Source organism: Acinetobacter sp. ATCC 27244 (assembly GCF_000156555.1).
In the GTDB taxonomy this organism is placed as follows: Bacteria; Pseudomonadota; Gammaproteobacteria; order Pseudomonadales; family Moraxellaceae; genus Acinetobacter; species Acinetobacter haemolyticus.
This window is the reverse complement of sequence record NZ_GG665950.1, coordinates 113300-132796: the sequence shown is the minus strand read 5'-3', so window position 1 is coordinate 132796 and position 19497 is coordinate 113300. Positions and strand designations below refer to the sequence as shown.

Annotated in this window: 17 protein-coding genes and 2 tRNA genes; 6 read left to right on the top strand and 13 right to left on the bottom strand. The window is 41.8% G+C overall.

Annotated features, from left to right (window positions below; genetic code table 11):
* The 5 genes from HMPREF0023_RS02775 to HMPREF0023_RS02755 form a co-directional block, all read right to left on the bottom strand.
* Positions 1–366 (bottom strand): AMIN domain-containing protein (locus tag HMPREF0023_RS02775; protein ID WP_190319060.1); only part of this gene is annotated, 366 nt, incomplete at its 3' end.
* 61 nt (positions 367–427) lie between these two features.
* Positions 428–955 carry a pilus assembly protein PilP gene (locus tag HMPREF0023_RS02770; protein ID WP_005088514.1) on the bottom strand — a complete coding sequence of 176 codons (528 nt, stop codon included), beginning with the start codon at positions 953–955 and terminating at the stop codon, positions 428–430.
* Complete coding sequence (locus HMPREF0023_RS02765) at positions 955–1665, bottom strand: type 4a pilus biogenesis protein PilO (RefSeq protein WP_008941136.1); 711 nt, start codon at positions 1663–1665, stop codon at positions 955–957. Before HMPREF0023_RS02765 ends, HMPREF0023_RS02770 begins: the two co-directional genes overlap by 1 nt.
* On the bottom strand, positions 1662–2306 hold the full coding sequence (locus HMPREF0023_RS02760) for a PilN domain-containing protein (RefSeq protein WP_004641325.1): 645 nt from the start codon (positions 2304–2306) through the stop codon (positions 1662–1664). The genes HMPREF0023_RS02765 and HMPREF0023_RS02760 overlap by 4 nt, the downstream gene beginning before the upstream one ends.
* A complete protein-coding gene (locus HMPREF0023_RS02755; protein ID WP_004641327.1) occupies positions 2306–3364 on the bottom strand; it encodes a pilus assembly protein PilM in 1059 nt (352 codons plus the stop codon). Before HMPREF0023_RS02755 ends, HMPREF0023_RS02760 begins: the two co-directional genes overlap by 1 nt.
* Positions 3365–3527: 163 nt before the next feature.
* Here HMPREF0023_RS02755 and ponA point away from each other — a divergent pair, with 163 nt between their 5' ends.
* Positions 3528–6119 (top strand): penicillin-binding protein PBP1a, encoded by a 2592-nt coding sequence (gene ponA / locus HMPREF0023_RS02750; RefSeq protein WP_004641329.1) that lies wholly within the window; start codon positions 3528–3530, stop codon positions 6117–6119.
* Between the two features lie 28 nt (positions 6120–6147).
* On the opposite strand, the gene HMPREF0023_RS02745 is transcribed toward ponA, so the two are convergent.
* The 8 genes from HMPREF0023_RS02745 to HMPREF0023_RS02710 all read right to left on the bottom strand — a co-directional run bounded on the left by HMPREF0023_RS02745 (position 6148) and on the right by HMPREF0023_RS02710 (position 15369).
* Positions 6148–6966 carry a putative RNA methyltransferase gene (locus HMPREF0023_RS02745; RefSeq protein ID WP_004641331.1) on the bottom strand — a complete coding sequence of 273 codons (819 nt, stop codon included), beginning with the start codon at positions 6964–6966 and terminating at the stop codon, positions 6148–6150.
* A 62-nt stretch (positions 6967–7028) separates the two neighbouring features.
* Positions 7029–8147: a phospho-N-acetylmuramoyl-pentapeptide-transferase gene (gene mraY, locus HMPREF0023_RS02740; RefSeq protein ID WP_005087040.1), complete on the bottom strand. Its 1119-nt coding sequence runs from the start codon at positions 8145–8147 to the stop codon at positions 7029–7031.
* On the bottom strand, positions 8148–9545 hold the full coding sequence (locus HMPREF0023_RS02735) for a UDP-N-acetylmuramoyl-tripeptide--D-alanyl-D-alanine ligase (RefSeq protein WP_004641334.1): 1398 nt from the start codon (positions 9543–9545) through the stop codon (positions 8148–8150). It abuts the gene before it with no gap.
* A 22-nt stretch (positions 9546–9567) separates the two neighbouring features.
* A complete protein-coding gene (locus HMPREF0023_RS02730; protein ID WP_004641336.1) occupies positions 9568–11067 on the bottom strand; it encodes a UDP-N-acetylmuramoyl-L-alanyl-D-glutamate--2,6-diaminopimelate ligase in 1500 nt (499 codons plus the stop codon).
* A gap of 7 nt (positions 11068–11074) precedes the next feature.
* A complete protein-coding gene (gene ftsI / locus HMPREF0023_RS02725) occupies positions 11075–12904 on the bottom strand; it encodes a penicillin-binding protein PBP3 (RefSeq protein WP_008941134.1) in 1830 nt (609 codons plus the stop codon).
* 10 nt (positions 12905–12914) lie between these two features.
* Positions 12915–13253, bottom strand: a complete 339-nt coding sequence (locus HMPREF0023_RS02720) for a cell division protein FtsL (RefSeq protein WP_004641340.1) — start codon at positions 13251–13253, stop codon at positions 12915–12917.
* The gene (rsmH, locus tag HMPREF0023_RS02715; RefSeq protein ID WP_004641342.1) at positions 13253–14176 is read right to left on the bottom strand and encodes a 16S rRNA (cytosine(1402)-N(4))-methyltransferase RsmH; all 924 of its coding nucleotides are present in this window, start codon (positions 14174–14176) and stop codon (positions 13253–13255) included. The genes HMPREF0023_RS02720 and rsmH overlap by 1 nt, the downstream gene beginning before the upstream one ends.
* 200 nt (positions 14177–14376) lie before the next feature.
* Positions 14377–15369 carry a sulfate ABC transporter substrate-binding protein gene (locus HMPREF0023_RS02710; protein WP_004641344.1) on the bottom strand — a complete coding sequence of 331 codons (993 nt, stop codon included), beginning with the start codon at positions 15367–15369 and terminating at the stop codon, positions 14377–14379.
* A gap of 398 nt (positions 15370–15767) precedes the next feature.
* Between HMPREF0023_RS02710 and HMPREF0023_RS02705 the strand changes: the two genes are divergently transcribed.
* The 5 genes from HMPREF0023_RS02705 to HMPREF0023_RS02685 all read left to right on the top strand — a co-directional run.
* Entirely contained in the window at positions 15768–16070 is a 303-nt protein-coding gene (locus tag HMPREF0023_RS02705) for a hypothetical protein (RefSeq protein ID WP_017395591.1), read from the top strand.
* Between the two features lie 105 nt (positions 16071–16175).
* Positions 16176–17684 carry a glutamate--tRNA ligase gene (gene gltX, locus HMPREF0023_RS02700; RefSeq protein WP_008941133.1) on the top strand — a complete coding sequence of 503 codons (1509 nt, stop codon included), beginning with the start codon at positions 16176–16178 and terminating at the stop codon, positions 17682–17684.
* Positions 17685–17742: 58 nt separating this feature from the next.
* Positions 17743–17818 (top strand) — tRNA-Ala (locus HMPREF0023_RS02695).
* A gap of 121 nt (positions 17819–17939) precedes the next feature.
* Positions 17940–18015, top strand: a tRNA-Glu gene (locus tag HMPREF0023_RS02690).
* 111 nt (positions 18016–18126) lie between these two features.
* Positions 18127–19497, top strand: a 1371-nt coding sequence (locus HMPREF0023_RS02685; protein WP_008941132.1) for an amino acid permease, incomplete at its 3' end; no start/stop codon positions are given.

The following is a 19497-nucleotide window of genomic DNA, read 5'->3' as shown; positions in this document are numbered from 1 at the left end:
CCGAATAAAAGTATTACCTTCTACACGTGTGGTAAAAGCGCCTGCATCTTTCAAATTCACAATCACGCGAGAACGCTGGTCATCCGCAGCGACTTCTACTGAACTGGCTTCATTGGTTGCAACAGGTATAGAACTCTGCTTTAAGGTTTGTTTAGCTTTATCAAAATCCAAAATCAAACGAGAGGGTTGTTCAAGTTGATATGCCTGCGGCTGTGGTGGCAGACCATTAAACATGACACGAATTTCAGTCCCCTGATCAGCCAAACTCATTGGCACAATGTTGGTCATGTTCACTTGTGCTGATGCTACCTGCATCACTGCTATTGCGACAGCACCCATTGAAAATTGACGGAATGCACGATTCATGGTCTTCGCTTCCCCAAATAAAGAATCTTTAAACTGTTTTTTCATTGTTATTCCCTTAATCTTACGGCGCAGGTCCAATTAAAACGAGTGTTCTTGGTCTCTCAACATAACCCTCTCGCCCATCAGGAACGATTTCAACCAAATCGATTTGTGTTGGACTAATTTTAATAATCCGCCCCTGATTCATCCCCAGATAACTTCCCACTTGCACCCGTTCAATCTGCCCATCTGGTGTTTGAATCAGTGCAATGGTTTCATTAGCACGGCCACGCATACTGCCTTTCATATTCAAAGACTCTAAGGCATAGCTTTCTAAAGGCTGAGGCTGGCGATTAAAATTAGGATAAACACGTTTACCTGCCATAATTTTTAATTCAGCCGCCAAAGAACTTGGCATAAATGGACTTTTCAGTTGGTGTGCTGCGTAATTAAATAGAGGAACTGGCGTAAAAATAGGCGCTGGTTCAATTGGTAACGGTGGCTGATTACGGATTTCAGCCATTTTTTGATTCACCGCATCAATACGAGAATCACATCCCACCAACCCAAGACCAACGAACAATGTAAGTAATAATTTATAATTATTCATTAGCGTTGCCCCCCTGAAACAGCAGTGCTATCAACCTGATCATCCGCCCCAACATAACGATAAGTTTTTGCTTTAACCGTATAATGGACAACAGGGATATCAGATTTTTTCTGAGTATCTTCTTTCGCTTCGACGATAAAATCATGCAAAGTCACGATTCGAGGCAAAGCGGCAATACCTGTCGCAAAAGCACCGAAGGCATGATAATCGCCTGTTGCTTCCAGACTAATTGGTTGCTCAATGAAGAACTCTTGTCTAACTTCTTTTTCTAAACGAATATTTTTAAATTTCAGACCCGAATTTACCCCAGTTAAGTTTATATCCTCAACCAAACTCGGAATTTCAGTTTCTTTTGGCAACTGCTCAAGCTGCTGATTAAAATTCGCTTCCATTTCTTGCAATTGAGTTTGGTATTGCTGCAAGTTGCGTAATTTAGATTCCTTTTCTCTAAACTCATTTAATAGACTTTGTTCACGCGCTTCAGCATTAGCTATCGTCTGTAGCTGCTTTTGGATCACAACGAAATAACCCAATGCCACAACAGCGAGTAAAATAAAAATCCAACACGTCACTTTTACCGACCATGGCCAACTGCCATAGTTGTTCATATCTAAGGTATTAAATTGCTGAAAAAATTGCTCAACTGTCATTTTCTTTTTCTTTACAGCTGCGCCTTCTTGATTGAGATCATTTAGTTCATCTTGACTCATTGTGCGCCTCCCACTGTTACTGATGCAGCTGATTCTGAAGCAGGATCAGTTGTCACCGTGGTTCCAATTTCACCCAAGTCTACAGTAACAACGAAACTGCCATAATTTTCTTCGACACGAGGAACTAAAGAGCTAACGGCTTTATCTTTTTTCTCTTCTGATGCCAAAAACGAATTCATAAATGCGTTACGATACCAAGGTGAAGCTTCCAAATTTCGTAACAGCTCGGCAACGGTATTTGGACTCTCTGCTTTTCCTTCGATGGTAAATTTATCACCTGTACGCGTAAACTTAGTGATGTACATTGTTGGAGGGGTTACACGCACCAACTCATCAACCAAACGTACAATGACTGGTCGTTGTCCTTGCAGTCCTTGAATCAACTTCATGCGTTCAATAATCGCATTGCGACGCTCTTGCAATCCCTCTAATGACTTCAGTTGAACATCTAAGTTTTGATTGGTACTCACAATAAACTGGTTTGCTTGTTCTTGATCATTCAGCTTGTGATCAAAATACATCCATGCTGTAAATACAGATGCGATTCCTAAAGCAGCCACCCCAACACAAAATGCAATAAATTGTTTCTTTCTTTGTTCTCTTAGCTCATCACGCCAAGGGAGTAAGTTAATCTTTGCCATTAATCAAAACTCCTCAATGCCAAACCACATGCAACCATCAGTGAGGACGCATCATTTTCAATTTTTTTAATATCGATTTGTGGAGAAAACCCCATTTGTAAAAATGGATTGGCAATCGTTACTCGGTAACCTAATTTTTGTTGTAATAACTTCGCTAGACCGGGAATATTCGCATTTCCGCCTGCCAGCAAGATGTGATCAATTTCATTAAACTGAGATGATGAAAAGAAGAACTGTAGTGAACGTGCTGCTTGTTGTACCACTGCATCCAAGAATGGCTCTAACACTTCAATATCGTAATCATCAGGTAAGGTTCTTTCTTTTTTTGCACGACCGGCTTCTTCAAAAGATAAACCATAACGACTTTGAATATCTTGTGTCAGTTGACGTCCACCAAAAACCTGCTCACGCGTGTAGATAATTTTCCCTTTCTGCATAACAGACAAGGTGGTCATCGTATGGCCAATATCTAATATCCCAACAGTATTGGCACCCATCGGCAAGGTATCAGAAAAGACGCAGAATGCACGTTCCATTGCATAGCTTTCAACATCTGCTTTCTTTGCTGTTAAGCCAGCCAGTTCCAACACTTCAACACGGGTATCTACATTTTCAGTACGTGTTGCAACCAGAAGTACATTCACCCGATTTGGATTATTTAATCGATCAGGCAGGACTTCAAAATCAAGACTCACTTCATCTAATGGGAACGGAATGTATTGCTCAGCATCCATACGAATTTGAACTTCACGTTCTTCATCCGTCATGTCAGCATCCATTTCTATAATCTTATTAATGACCATAGATGTCGGAATTGCCATCGCAACATTACTGGTGTGAGGATTCGCAAGGTTCACCACTCTTTCAAGTGCATCACCTACCGCCTCTGGGTTCAGAATGCTTTTTTCCACCACACTATTTTCAGGCAGCGGCATCACAGCATAACTTTCAACCCAATATCTACCGTTCTTTACAGAGAGCTCCAATAATTTAACAGTTGTCGAACTAATATCGACCCCCACTAACCCCTTATTTGGTTTACGATATAACCTGAGCACAGTACTTTCCTATTTATTTTTTTATCCCCAAAAAATACAACATACTAATTTGTTTTGGTCTTTAATTAATACGGATACAATATCTCATCTAACAATCCGCATGTCTAAAGGATATACTGACCACAATTAGTTTGCCATTCGCTCTTATTAAAACTTACTTATTATGAAAAAGCTATCCAGTTCTGGTATTGTTCGCCCATTTTTTTTGATCCTTATTATTATCTTAGTCTCACTTCCAATGGGATTCTATGGCATGTATCTCTATCTGGCACCATCTCTGCCAGATATGAGCTCATTAAAAAAGGCGCCACTTATAAAACCATTGCAGGTCTATACAGCAGATAATCAACTTATTGCTGAATATGGCGGTAACCTTTCCATTCCTGTTGAATATGAGCAAATTCCACCCACCTTTATCCATGCATTTTTGGCTGCAGAAGATTCTTCCTTTTTTGAGCATAGTGGTATCAGTTTTAAAGGTCTCGGGCGAGCGATAACCGAGTCAATTACTGGATCTGATGTGCAAACGGGCGGCTCAACGATCACCATGCAGGTTGCAAAAAATTATTATTTAAGTCCAGAACGAACACTACGACGTAAACTAACAGAAGTCTTTCTTGCCAGAAAAATTGAACAAAATCTAAGTAAACAAGAAATTCTCAGTTCGTATGTAAACAAAATCTTTTTAGGTAAAAACGCCTACGGAATCGCAGCAGCAGCACGAATTTATTACAACAAAGAGATTGATGATCTAAGTATTGCCGAAATGGCGATGATTGCAGGCTTACCTAAAGCCCCATCTCGCTATAACCCTGTTGCCAATCCACAACGCGCACTGGAGCGCCGTAATTGGATTCTTGGGCGCATGTTACAACTCGGCTATATTAATCAAAATCAATACCAAAAAGCCGTCGCAGAGCCGATTAACTTAAATATGGTTGATCTCTCAGTGAGCAATGTATTTCCGTATGTGGGCGAAATGGTCCGTGCTGAATTAGTGAAACACTTTGGTGAACAAGCAACAGATTCTGGCTATAAAGTTTATACAACCATTGACAGTAAACGCCAACGCTACGCGGAACAAGCCCTCCAAGATGGTTTAGAAGCTTATGATCGACGTCATGGGTGGCGTGGTGCTGAAGCTCACGATCAACCATTGAATCAATTTATGGCTTTTGCCAATACATTTCCGGCTCAAGTGACCAAAGTCAATAACAACTCCTTTGAAGCCTTATTACAAGACGGCTCAACGGTTACTGTAAATTGGTCGGGCATGTCATGGGTTCGCCCATACCGCAATGTGAATAGCGTAGGCGGAGCACCTTCGAATGCCTCACAAATTGTTAAGGTTAAAGATATTGTTCGTTTACGTCCAAATAGCGATAAAACAGCTTGGGCATTAACCCAAATTCCGCGGGTTCAAGGCCAATTGATTGCTCTAAATCCGAATGACGGCGCAATAGAAGCTGTTGTAGGGGGCTATAACTTTTATCATTCAAAATTTAACCGTGCCATCCAAGGCTGGCGTCAACCAGGTTCAACCATCAAGCCGTTCGTCTATGCCCTTGCATTAGAACGCGGCATGACGCCATATAGCATGGTCAATGATAGTCCAATTACCATTGGTAGATGGTCACCAAGAAACTCTGACGGCCGCTATCTCGGTATGATCCCGCTACGACGTGCTCTATATCTTTCTCGAAATACAGTTTCAGTACGTTTATTACAAAATGTTGGAATCGAGCGTACACGTCAGTTATTCATGGACTTTGGCTTACAAGAAGATCAAATTCCACGTAACTATACCATTGCCTTAGGAACGCCACAGGTACTGCCTGTACAAATGGCAACAGGGTATGCAACTTTTGCCAATGGTGGCTATCGTGTTCAACCGCATTTTATCCAACGTATCGAAGATGTCACTGGCAAAGTGATCTATACAGCCAAACCTGAATATGCATGTATTCCATGTATCAACAAGAATTCATCAGATGCCCAAGCTATAGCGCCAACAGATGAACAGCAAAGTAATGTTACTGAAATCACCAATCAAAGCCTAGAGCAAGACAATGCCGCTTCTGAAGTAATGGAAAATACAACTCAAACTGAACAAATGGTCAAAACCAACAGTGACTATCGTCAAGCACAACGCATCCTAAAATCCAGCTCTGCCTATGATATGGCTAACATATTACGTGATGTTATTCAGCATGGTACTGGTCGGGCTGCACTTCGAATCGGTCGTGATGATTTAGGGGGTAAAACAGGTACAACGAACGATGCCAAAGATGCATGGTTCGCTGGTTTCAATGGAAATCTTGTCGCGGTTGCTTGGGTTGGATTCGACCAACCACGAACACTGGGCCGCAGAGAATATGGTGGAGTCGCTGCATTGCCAATTTGGACGAACTTTATGGCAAATGCTTTAAAAGACACACCGTCTGCATGGGTAAAATTGGATAAAGATGCCAAAGACCCGATCTCACATGATCAAATGCAAGTTCAGCAAAATCAGGATCGTAAAGAATACCGAGCATCTCCACCTTTGGCTCGTCCACTTTATCGCCCTGCGCCGCCAGCGCCCACCACTTCAGCTCAAAGTGATTTTTCAGATTTATCTGAAACGACATCCAATACTGAACAGACGATCACCCCTGCGCGCAGACAGCCTCCAAACATGGGCTCTACCACCCAGAACCCACCACAACAAAGAGAGCGTGATGGTATCGAGAATTTAATTAATCAAATTCAATAGTTTCAAGTTTTAACAGAACCAACAGTCATCAATTTGGTGGCTGTTGGTTTTTTTCAAATACATAAATCTGAAAAGCAGCAATGACCGAAAATTGCTGTACTTGTTCTAGCTTCATACGTCGCTCAGGATTGGCTTTATAAGCATAAGGCGTCATTGCAATTAAGTTTTTTAATGCATATTGATCAAGCAACATTGGTGCTTCGACGCATTGTGATTGAACCAGCTTGAACTGCGCAGCTAACTGTTCCACAAATTTCTGAGGCTCATGCAAAGTTACTTGCTCGAACAAAGCTTCACGCAACTCATATAAATGTCTTGGTGCAGGTGTCACTACGATCAGATAACCTTTCTCCCTTAATACGCGAACAATTTCACTTTGAGGAATTGGGCTAAACAAGCTGGTACACACATCAATAGTTCGGTCTTGTACAGGCAAAGTTGCTCCTGTACCGACAACCCAAGTGACGTTCGCATTGAGCTTGGCTGCACGCTGTATCGCTGTTTTGGCAATGTCTACCCCAACACATTGATCTGTGCACCCTTGCATTGCGCTCGTATAGTACCCCTCACCACAACCGATATCTAAGACTGATTTAGGTTGTAGTTGCTGTAACAATGCAACCACCGCCTGTTGTAAAGGTTGATAAAATCCTTCCTGTAAAAATTCTCGACGCGCCAATACCGATTCAGGTGTATCCCCAGGCGTCTTACTGTGCTTATGCTGCACCACATGTAAATTGACATAGCCTTGTTTTGCCACATCATAACTATGACTATTCTCACATCGCCATGCATTTTCTGCCAAGTGTAGAGCTTGGCGACACACAGGGCACATCAATAAACTCATTCATTTTCTCCAAACATAAAAAAAGCTGGCATTTTCACCAGCTTCTTTCTTTGAATCGTGGCTTAACGTAATTTTAAGGTCATTAAACCTAAAACAACCAAGAAAATCGTAATAATCCAGAATCGAATGACCACCTGTGTTTCTTTCCATCCCTGCTTTTCATAGTGATGGTGCAAGGGTGCCATTAAGAACACACGCTTATTTCGCATACGCAATGAACCAATCTGCAAGAAAACAGAAATTGCTTCCATGACGAAAACACCGCCCATAATCGCAAATACGATTTCCTGACGCACCATCACCGCAATCGTACCCAACATTGCACCCAATGCTAAAGCGCCAACATCACCCATGAAAATCTGCGCAGGGTGGGCATTGTACCAAAGGAAAGCTAAACCAGCACCCACCATTGCTGAACAGATCACCACCAATTCAGAGGTATATTTGATGTAAGGAATATGTAGATAAGTTGCAAAGCGAACATCACCAGACAAATAAGCAAATACACCTAAACCAGCAGCAACCATGACAATCGGCATAATCGCCAAACCATCTAAACCATCAGTTAAATTAACCGCATTCGAAGCACCATTGATCACCAAGTAAGTAAAAGCAATAAATGCTAAACCGAGTGGAATTGCAGAAAGTGGAATTGAAAGATTTTTAAAGAATGGTATCAACAAGTCCAACATGTTTGCCGTATGCACAGGACTATCTTGTTGTTTTGCAATCACATAAAGCGCAACACCCGCCCCAAGTGCAGCAAGTGAAGTCCAAAAGAATTTTTTTCGAGCAGGTAAACCAGCATTATCTTTATAGCGAATTTTGATCCAGTCATCTGCCCAACCGACTGCACCGAACACCACCATCACCCCTAACACGATCCAAACATAAGGGTTAGATAGATCAGCCCACAACAAGGTACTGATCCCGATGGAGAGTAAGATCAAAATCCCCCCCATCGTAGGTGTCCCCATTTTTTTAGCATGGTTTTCTGGAGCAAAAGAGCTGACCGCTTGACCATATTTTAATGCTTGTAATTTACGAATCATCATCGGCCCAAGGAACAACCCGATCATCAACGCGGTCAATACACTCAATAAAGAACGTAGTGTTAAATAACGAACAACTTGGAACGAGCTGTTATACCCCGCCAATTGTTCAAATAACCATAGCAACATTTAAAGTTTCTCCATCAAATCAGCCATCAACGTTTCCATATGGGTATAACGAGACCCTTTAAAGAGGAAACTCATTGACTGGGGTTGATGTGTTTGGACTAAATTAATTAAAAACGGTAGAGCGTCTGCTTGTGTTGCAAATGCATGTAAATTTTCTGCACATCCAGAACCTTGTTGTGCTGCTTCAGCAAATTCACCAACCACCACCAAATGATCTAAGGGCAACTCAATCAAATCACGACCCAAATCATGATGTTCCTGCCAACTACTATCGCCTAATTCCCCAATATCCCCCATCACCATGACTTTTAAACCCTGCTGTTGTAGCAAGACCTTTGCTGCTGCGCGCATTGAGGTAGGATTCGCATTATAAGTATCATCAATGAACAGATAATTTTGATGTTGAATAAAGTTCAAACGGCCCTTGGCCCCTTGGGCTTGCTCTAAACCTTGAACAATATCATCTAAAGGTATACCTATCGCTAATGCAAAGGCAGTTGCTGCCGTCGCATTCTGCACATTATGTGCACCTGCAAATGGCAGATTGACTGTTCTCGAACCTTCTGGTGTATGGAGGTTAAATTGTGCAGACTGCGGATTCAGCTGAATCTCCGTTGCGTACACATCACCACCCTCGCCAAAACTCAGGATTGGATGATTGCCTGCATTTTGACGAATAGTGGCGGTGAAATCATCATCTGAAGGAACAATGGCAGTCCCGTCAGGTAGGATATGTGCATAAATTTCGGACTTAGCACGACAAATTCCATCACGCCCACCAAACTCACCCAAATGAGCAGTTCCAATATTCAAAATTCCAGCAACATATGGCTGGACTAAATTAGACGTATAATCTATCTCACCTTGGTGATTCGCACCCAATTCCATTACCGCAAATTGGTGCTCTGGGCGGAGCTCAAGCAACATCATCGGCACACCTAGATCATTATTCAGGTTGCCACGTGTGATTAAAGTCGGTGCTAAACGAGATAATATGCTGCCTAACATTTCCTTAGTGGTGGTTTTCCCACTGCTTCCTGTTAAAGCAATAACCTTTAACTGTTGATTTTGCTGACGACGATAAGTCCCTAAATGACCTAAAGCCAATCGAGTATCTTTGACAATCAACTGTGCAATATCTGAATCTATTGGGCGCTCTACAATCGCAATTTGACATCCTTGAGCGGCAACTTGCGCAACAAAATCATGTGCGTCAAAACGCTCGCCCTTTAAAGCCAGAAATGCATCGCCCATTTCCGCATGACGTGAATCCGTTAAAATACGCTTAATTTCACTCTTCGGAAGATTCTGCCGAAACCATTCCCCTTGAGTCGCTTGTTGTAATTGTTCTGCTGTCCACGCTTCTAATGGAACAGTACTGGTTGTTGAGGTATGCATGGTTTTTATTTACCTTTTAACGCTATTGTGCAGAATAAGCAGAATCTAAGGAATGTGGTTGGGCTGCTATCGCAGACTGCACCTCAACCACATCATCAAACCAATGACGCACGCCATCAATCTCCTGATAGTTTTCATGCCCTTTCCCTGCAATCACCACAATATCACCCGCTTGAGCTTGAGCAACGACAAATTTAATTGCTTCTCTACGATCATGAATTTCATGCATGAGATGCTCAGTAAAATTCATCCCTTGTTTCATGTCAGCAAAAATCTGTGCTTGATCCTCAGTTCTAGGATTATCCGAAGTCAAAATAACGGGATTAGCATGATCAAGTGCTGCTTGCGTCATCAACGGACGCTTGCCACGATCACGATCACCACCGCAACCAAATACAGCCCACAGTTGACCTGTAACATGACGTTTCAAGGTGGTTAGCACTTGAATTAAAGCATCTGGCGTATGTGCATAGTCCACCACGAACAGGCGATTTGCATCTTGAATCACTTGCATACGACCCGGCGCGCCTTGAAGTTGTGGCACAAATTCAACTAAATCCGCCAAGTCGAATCCTGCACACTCAGCAGCAATTAAACTTGCCAATAAATTTTCAACATTAAAATGCCCAAGCAATGGACTGTGAACTGCATATGAACCTGTTGGTGCCAACAGCGTAAAATTCGCGCCGCTCAAACGATACTCTAAAGCATCGATATGATAATCAGCCGCTGCTTGGGTTAAGGAGTACGTCAGAATTTTCGGTTGAGATGGATTGGCTTTAGCCGCATCTAACATGAGTTGGGCATATGCATCATCCAGATTAATCACCACCGCTTTTAAGGTCGTAAATTTGAAAAGCCGCGCTTTTGCTTCAGCATAAGCTTCTAATGTTCCATGGTAATCCAGATGGTCACGACTTAAATTACTATAAACCGCTATTTCCAAATCGCAGCCATTCAGACGACCTTGCTCCAATCCATGTGAGCTTGCTTCCAATGCCACAAATCTTGCACCTAGTTTTGCATAATCATGCAAAGCATGTTGGAGTTGCAAAGCATCTAAGGTGGTATGGGTAGATGGTGTTAAATTGGGCAAAATACCATTACCCGTGGTGCCCATCACCGCACAACCTTTACCTTGCGAGCTAATCAACTCAGCAATCAGGCGTGAAATCGTGGTTTTTCCATTAGTACCTGTGACTGCAACACCGCATATAGGCTGTACAGGATCAACTGCCTGTAAATATTGCTTTTGCCATTCACCCATTTGATAACGGACATCTGGACAAACCCACTCGTTTGTCACCCCCAATGTCGCTTCACTGATTACGGCGAGTGCTCCAGCATCCAAAGCATTTTGAGCAAACTGGCGTGTTTTTTCAGGTTGGCTATAACTGCTCAGAGCAATAAAAATTTGCCCCTTCTCCACCTTACGACTATCCAGACTAAAGCCTTGAAAAGGTTGTGTATACCAAACCGCATCTATGCTGATCGGATGTATCTGTTGAAAACTAATCGACATAATTTACCTACGGATTGGTTTTTATAGAAGTATCTAATGGTTTATCTAAAGGTACATTTAGCAAACGTAATGACTCTTGCATGATCTTGGCAAATACAGGCGCTGCAACTAAACCACCATAATAACGACCTTGTGGATTCTCGACGACAACAATCATTGCCAAACGAGGATCACTTACAGGTGCAACACCTGCAAACAAGGCACGATATTCACTGTTCGAATAACCTTTTCGGTCAGCACGAAGTTTGTGTGCTGTTCCTGTTTTACCGCCGACGCGATAACCCGGAATAACAGCTTGTTTAGCCGTCCCACCAGGTAAGGTCACTTGTTCCAACATCATCAAGACTTGATCTGCAATCTTAGGGTCGAGCACCTGTCGCCCTTCAGGCACCTGATCGAGCTTATGAAGGCTCAAAGGCATTTCCACACCATGGTTTGCCAACATGGCATAACCTTGTGCAAGCTGTAAGATCGTCGCATTCAAACCATAACCATAGGCCATTGTACCTAATTGTGATGAGTTTAATTTATCGGCAGAATAGAGTAAGCCTGCACTTTCACCGGGGAATTTTACATCTGAGCTTTGACCAAACCCAGCTCGACGGAAGAAAGAAGGCAATGCCTCCTTCGGTAAAGATAATGCCAACTTGGCAGATCCAACATTTGATGACTTGACAATGATTCCCGTCAGCGTCAATGCGCCATAGTTATGTGTATCACGAATAGTATGCCAACCTAAACGCATTGTGCCCGGAGCGGTATTCACAATCGAGTTCGGGGTGTATTGACCACTTTCCAATGCCGCAGCAACGGTAAACGGCTTCATGGTTGAGCCTGGTTCAAACATATCAATTGCACCGCGGTTACGCATGGCATCTTTATTGCTCAAACCACCTTTGTCATTTGGGTTGTAAGAAGGCCAACTGGTCATCGCCAAAATCTCACCCGTTTTGACATCCACCGCAATCGCAGTGGCAGAACGTGCATTATTTGCCACGCCCGCAGCAGTCAGCTCCCGATACATGATGTATTGCAAACGCGAATCGATACTAAGGGTAATATTTTCACCAGATTCGACTTCTTTAATCACTTCTGAAACTTTTAAGCGATTACCCTTTTTATCACGAATAATTTTTTGTTCGCCATCCACACCAGCAAGTCGAGTATTCAACTGCATTTCTAAACCTTCAATCCCCCGACCTTCACTATTGGTCAAGCCAATAATCTGGGCATTCGGTTGCGGTTGAGGGTAATAGCGCTTATAACTTTTCTCCGTATAAACACCCTGAAAATTATGTTGAAGAATCAAATCTGCTTGCTGTGGTGGTACTTCACGCTGTAATACTAAATAACGAGATCGAGCTCGATCCGTCATGTGTTTTTTCAGCGTTTTACGATCCATACCGACAACGTCAGCCAACTCATCTAAATTCAGATTTTTATTGGGTAATTGGCGTCTTAATCGACGATTATTCGGATCCTTTTTCAGTTCAGCAGTAATCTCATCAAATTGGGTCTTGGCATCCCAATAATCTCTTGGGTCAATCACAATTTTCATGATCGGTGTACTAATCGCCAAAGGAACGCCATGTCGATCACTGATCACACCGCGCATCGCCTCTAAACGTTCAGTACGCAAAATATTGGCATTGGCCTTATTCTGAAGAAAGTCCTTATTAATAACCTGTACATAGAAAGCACGTGCAACAATCACGATAAAACAAAGTAATACTGTTCCCCAAAGCAAATAAAACCGCCACATATCCAAAGCCAGTGTCGGTTTAGCAGAAATGGATTGCTGTTTTTTTCGTGTTGGTTTATTTCGCTTGTCTACCATACAGCGTGCCTTATTTATCTTGCTTTGAAGTCGTTGGTAAAGAAATCACAACCGTTTGGGATGCAGGTGGTGAAAACATACGGAGCTGAGTCACAGCACGAGAGCCGATTTGTGCAGTTGCGCCAAAAGTTTGCTGTTCAATCAGCAAACGTCCCCACTCTGCATTCAAGTCATCTCTTTCTCTCATTTGCGCACTCAAGTCACGATAGTCATGTCGGTATTCAAACACTTGAAATACCACCATCAATGCACTTGTGAACACCAGTGCAACGAGTACAGCATAAACAACGACTTTTTTAAGTCCAGTTTTGCTGCTTGTTATTACCTCGTCATCATTTTTGTTGTCCATTATTTGCCTTTTTTCTCTAAACGTTCTGCCACGCGCAACCATGCACTGCGTGAGCGAGGATTTGCTTTTACTTCTGCTTCACTCGCACGAATACGAGAGACTTTCTTTAAACGGCGGGTATCAATTTGCGCTTGAGGCATTCCCCAACCATGATCTTCAGCCAAAGTTGACTCTTTTTGAATAAATTGTTTGATCAAACGATCTTCCAAAGAATGGAAGCTAATCACTGCCAATTGTCCTGTTGGTTTTAATAATTCTACAGCTTGCGGCAAAAATATCTCAATATCATCTAGTTCTTTGTTAATTGCGATACGAATCGCTTGGAAAGTTCGAGTTGCAGGATGTTTATGCTTCTCCCATTTAGGGTGAGCCACTTTAACAATCTCAGCGAGTTGAGCTGTAGTTGTAATTTCACCAGCCAACTTAATCGCCTTGGCAATACGTCGGCTATAACGCTCTTCACCATATTGGTAAATAATATTGGCTAATTTTTCTTCTTCAATTTCGAGTAACCACTCTGCGGCAGTCAAACCTTGAGAGTTATCCATACGCATATCAAGAGGACCATCTTGCATAAAGCTAAAACCACGCTCTGCTTGGTCAAGCTGAGGGGAAGATACCCCAAGATCCGCCATAATCCCGTCAACTTCAATAATACCAATCTTGGCTAACTCAGCTTGAATGTCAGCAAAACTAGCATGGATGATTTTAAAACGAGAATCTTCTTGTTCTAACTGAGCTGCAACCTCAAGTGCTTGTGGATCTTTATCAAAGGCATAAACACGCGCATTTGGATCAAGCTTGGAAAGCAACAACTTGGTATGACCACCACGACCAAAGGTTGCATCGACATAAACACCTGTGTCGCGACCTGCCAATACGCCATCAACCGTTTCGTGAAGTAAGACAGAAATATGCGACATAAGAGATAAATCAACAGCTAAAAATGTAACTGCACATTATCACCTTGTTTTAAGCCAGCTCCAAACGACTTTTTGTAGAGAATTCTTAACTTTTCATAGGCAAAACCGTTTTCTCGACTTTTTCCAATCAATAAAAAAGCAAATCTCGCTAAAGATTTGCTTTTCGAAGGACTAGAATGATGATTCAACGAATCAGTCTATTATTTTTGTGAATAAATTTGGTCAAAAATCGCACCATTCACAAAGTGTGTTTTTTGTGCTTTTTCCCATCCACCAAATACATCATGAATGCTGAATAATTTGACTTTCGGAAATTGTGCTGCATATTTGGCAGCAACCTGAGGATTCCTTGGACGAAAATAATGTTTTGCCGCAAGTTGCTGCCCTTGAGGAGAGTACAGAAAATTTAAATACCCTCGAGCAAGCTGGCGATTGCCATTTTTATCTACTGTTTTGTCGATAATCGCAACTGAGGGTTCAGCTAAAATGGAGATCGAAGGATAGATGATTTCAAATTTATCCTTACCCAAACCCTGAGTTGCTAACAGCGCTTCATTTTCCCATGACAAAAGAACATCACCAATTCCACGCTCTGCAAAGGTGGTTAATGATCCACGTGCGCCTGAATCCAAAACTTTTACATTGTGATATATCTTTTTGACCAGTTCACGAGCTTTAGCGTCATTGCCTGCTGGTTGTTTCAAGGCATACCCCCAAGCAGATAAATAAATCCAACGGGGCGCACCTCCCGTTTTTGGATTGGGCGTAATAATTTCCACCCCATCTTTGGTTAAGTCATTCCAATCACGAATATTTTTAGGATTGCCTTTACGCACTAAAAAAACTACGGTCGAGGTATAAGGCGCGGAGTTATCTCTAAATTGTTTTTGCCAATCTTTTCGAATTAAGCCTGCATTAGCAATTTCATCAATATCATTTGCCAACGCCAATGTAACAACATCAGCTTGTAAACCATCGATTACGGCTCTCGCTTGCTTGCCAGAGCCCCCATGAGACTGTTTAAAATCAATATCCTGTCCAGTTCTATTTTTCCAATATTGACCAAATGCTTGATTATATTCTTGATAAAACTCACGCGTGGGGTCATAAGAAACATTTAAAAAAGTTGTTGCTGCATGAACCAGACTATTTATACCAAAAGCAACAAATGCTACCGCGATTATTTTTTTCATTCATCTTACTCATTAGTTTGTGTTTTGCTCAATATACACATATATAAAAATTAATATAATCAATACTTTATAAGTAAATAATCATTGTTTTTCTTATTTTTTGATATAGAAAAAATGCTTTAGATCCAAATCAATGGTATGAAGCTGTTTCATCCCAAATACATATTGACAACTCTCCATGCTTTCTACACATTTGCTTGCTAAATTTAGCTTGTATACAAAGTAGCCAAACTGTTATTAATAGAGGGTATTAATAGCTATAAATTTTATTATTTTTGTAAAAAGTGTGACGTAGTTCTACTTTTTTATTAAGATTTATGTTTGAATCGTATTATTAAAGCAATACTATATTTGCTTAGTTAGTCTTTTAGGCTCAATTAATGAAGGGGATGTTAGCAATGCGAGCATTAGAAATGAAAAAAACATTATGCCTTAGTTTATTTTTAGTATGTTCTGTACAAATTGGACATGCTGCTGCTATTAAAGAAAATAACAACATAAAAACCATGGAAAAAACCACTTCACCGATTGTGAAAGCCCTTGACCAGCAAAAGCGTAATAACGTTATGCTACCGTCTACAGATGATGAGTTAAAAATGTTGAATACGATTCGTACGACGCCGACTCAAACATTTTTTGCCAGCCAACATGAACGCTTTTCACGTTTTGTACAGACGATATTCCAACCACATAGCTCTTAGTTTTTAAATATGTAACCCTTCACATGTTTAAATGAGCCTAGTCATGTTGTGACTAGGCTTTTTCGTTATAATAGCTTCAATTCTAATTTAACGTCCTGATTACCTATGAAAGTTCGTACCCGTATTGCTCCCTCTCCTACAGGTTTCCCACATGTAGGTACTGCTTATATTGCATTATTTAATTTATGTTTTGCGAAACAGCACGGCGGTGAATTTATTTTACGTATCGAAGATACAGATCAACTGCGTTCAACGCCTGAATCTGAAAAAATGATTTTAGACTCATTACGTTGGTTAGGTCTGAACTGGTCTGAAGGTCCTGATGTAGGTGGTCCACATGCACCTTATCGCCAATCAGAGCGGATGGGAATTTATAAACAATATGCGCTTGAATTGGTCGAAAAAGGTCATGCTTTCTATTGTTTCGCAACTGCAGAAGAACTCGATCAAATGCGTGCGGAACAACAAGCTCGTGGCGAAACGCCTAAATATGATGGTCGTGGCCTTAAACTCACACAAGAAGAAGTACAGCAACGTTTAGCCGCAGGTGAACCACACGTTATTCGTATGAAAGTGCCAGAAGACGGTATCTGCAAAATCAATGATATGTTACGTGGTGAAGTTGAGATCCCATGGGCACAAGTAGACATGCAAGTGTTGTTAAAGACTGATGGACTACCAACTTATCATCTTGCCAACGTCGTTGATGATCATTTAATGCAAATTACACATGTATTACGTGGTGAAGAATGGTTACCATCAGCCCCTAAGCATCAATTACTGTATCAATACTTTGGTTGGGATATGCCAACGCTTTGTCACATGCCACTGTTGCGCAACCCTGACAAATCAAAACTCTCTAAGCGTAAAAATCCGACTTCTATCAATTACTATCGTGACATTGGTGTCTTACCTGAAGCCCTCCTCAACTATCTCGGTCGTATGGGATGGTCAATGCCAGATGAACGTGAAGTATTTACGCTGCAAGACATGATCGAGAACTTCGATGTACAGCGTGTTTCATTGGGTGGACCAATCTTTGATGTTGAAAAGCTTAACTGGCTCAATGGTCAGTGGATTAAGGGCCTAACACCTGGACAACTCCTAGATCGCCTATTGTCGTGGAAAAGTGATCGCCAAACCCTTGAAGATATTGCTGCCGCTATTCAGCCTCGTATCAACTTACTCTCTGAAGCTGTGAATTGGGCAGGTTTTTACTTCAATCACATGCCGCAAATCAGTAAAGAACAATTTGAAAGTAAGAAATTAACTGAAGAGCAAGTTCGCCAAAGTTTACAGTTTGCGATTTGGCGTTTAGAAAGTCAGTTTACGTGGAATAACGATACAGTGAGTCAAACCTTAATGGACTTGGCAAATCAAATGGAGATTAAACTGCGTGATTTCATGCCAGCATTCTTTATTGCAATTGCGGGTTCAACCAGCTCTACTCCTGTGATGCAGGCAATGGTTACACTTGGACCAGATTTAACCTTTGCACGCTTACGTCATGCCTTGGAAATTGTAGGCTCTCCAAGCAAGAAAGAATTGAAAGTTTGGGAAAAGTTAAATGAATCGCTAAAATTGCCGAAAAATGATGCAACTAGTGAGAATTAATTCAATTTAATCATTGACGTGTGAGGGTAATCCCCCTAATATTGCCCTCACACAAACTGGGGTCATAGCTCAGTTGGTAGAGCGCTACAATGGCATTGTAGAGGTCAGCGGTTCGATCCCGCTTGGCTCCACCAAATTTTAAGATTAGAAAAGTAAAACTTTTCCTTAAAATTTAAGCAAACAGCTACGCTGTGCGCAGGCAAGCTCAGTTTAAATGTGTACAATATTTTATTGAACACAAACCATGCCTCATCTGTCCCTATCGTCTAGAGGCCTAGGACATCGCCCTTTCACGGCGGTAACCGGGGTTCGAATCCCCGTAGGGACGCCATATTCTTTCTCTAATAATTATATTTTTCTCACAATCTTTCCATTAATCGGATTGCACATTTCCGAATTTTACATAAAATAGCCGCTTCTCCATGTTTGGACAAATTGTCGTATGCAATCTTCCAACTCAAATACTCATCAGGATCAAAATGCGCCACAAACATTAAAACGCGCAATGAGTACTCGCCACTTAGTGATGCTATCTCTCGGTGGTGCGATTGGTACAGGGCTATTCTTAGGTTCGGGTGAAGTTATCGCCCAAACAGGACCGATTGGTGCAATTCTCGCTTATATTCTAGGTGGTTTAATCGCCTACATGGTGATGTTGTGCCTCGGTGAACTTGCCGTACATATGCCTGTAGCAGGGTCTTTCGGTACATACGCCAAACACTATATTGGTCCAGGCACAGGGTATATGGTCTCTTGGCTATACTGGCTCACTTGGACGGCAACCTTAGGTACAGAATTTACCGCTGCGGCTCTGCTCATGCAGGAATGGTTTCCACATATTTCGATGTGGATTTGGACCATTATTTTTGCAGTGACTATTTTCGGGCTAAATCTGAGTTCTACTCGCATCTTTGCAGAATCTGAGTTTTGGTTAGCTTTGGTTAAGGTTGTGACCGTCATTGCCTTTATTATCCTTGGATTGCTAGCCATTTTTGGTCTAATTCCTTTCGAAGGCAAAGAATCTGCTCCGTTGTTTCATAACTTGACCTCACACGGTTGGTTTCCTCAGGGTCTCATTCCAATTTTTACCACAATGCTGATTGTCAACTTTGCCTTCTCTGGCACAGAGTTGATTGGGGTCGCTGCGGGTGAAACTAAAGATCCAGCTGTAAATGTACCTAAAGCGATTAATGCAGCGATTTGGCGCTTATTAATTTTCTTTGTGGGTACCATTATCGTCATTAGTGCCTTATTGCCTTTTGAAATTGCAGGCTTGGGCGGTGAAGGCGTTAGTAGCAGCCCTTTCGTCACGGTATTTAATTATATTGGTATCCCATATGCAGATGACATCATCCGTTTTGTAATCATTACCGCTTTACTTTCTGCAGCGAACTCAGGGCTTTATGCAGCATCACGTATGATGTGGTCTCTATCGGATCAACGCCAACTGCCAAGTGTTTTCTCAAAATTATCTAAGGGCGGCACACCGATTATCGCGCTTGTGGTGACCATGTTTGGTGCGATACCAGGGCTTTTATCAGAACACTATGCGCCTGAAACCATCTTTAAAAATCTCTTAGGTGTTGCTGCATTTACCATGGTAATCGTATGGATGTGTATTTGTTGGAGTCAATTTAACTTTAGACGCCAATGGTATAAAGCGGGTTATACGGCAAAGGATTTGAAATTTGCTGCGCCACTATATCCAATCGTGCCAATCTTAGGTTTTGTTTTCTGTACAATTACAGGGTTAAGTATGGCCGCAGATCCAGAAATGCATGCTGGCTTTATTGCTTGTTTAATCTTTATCGCA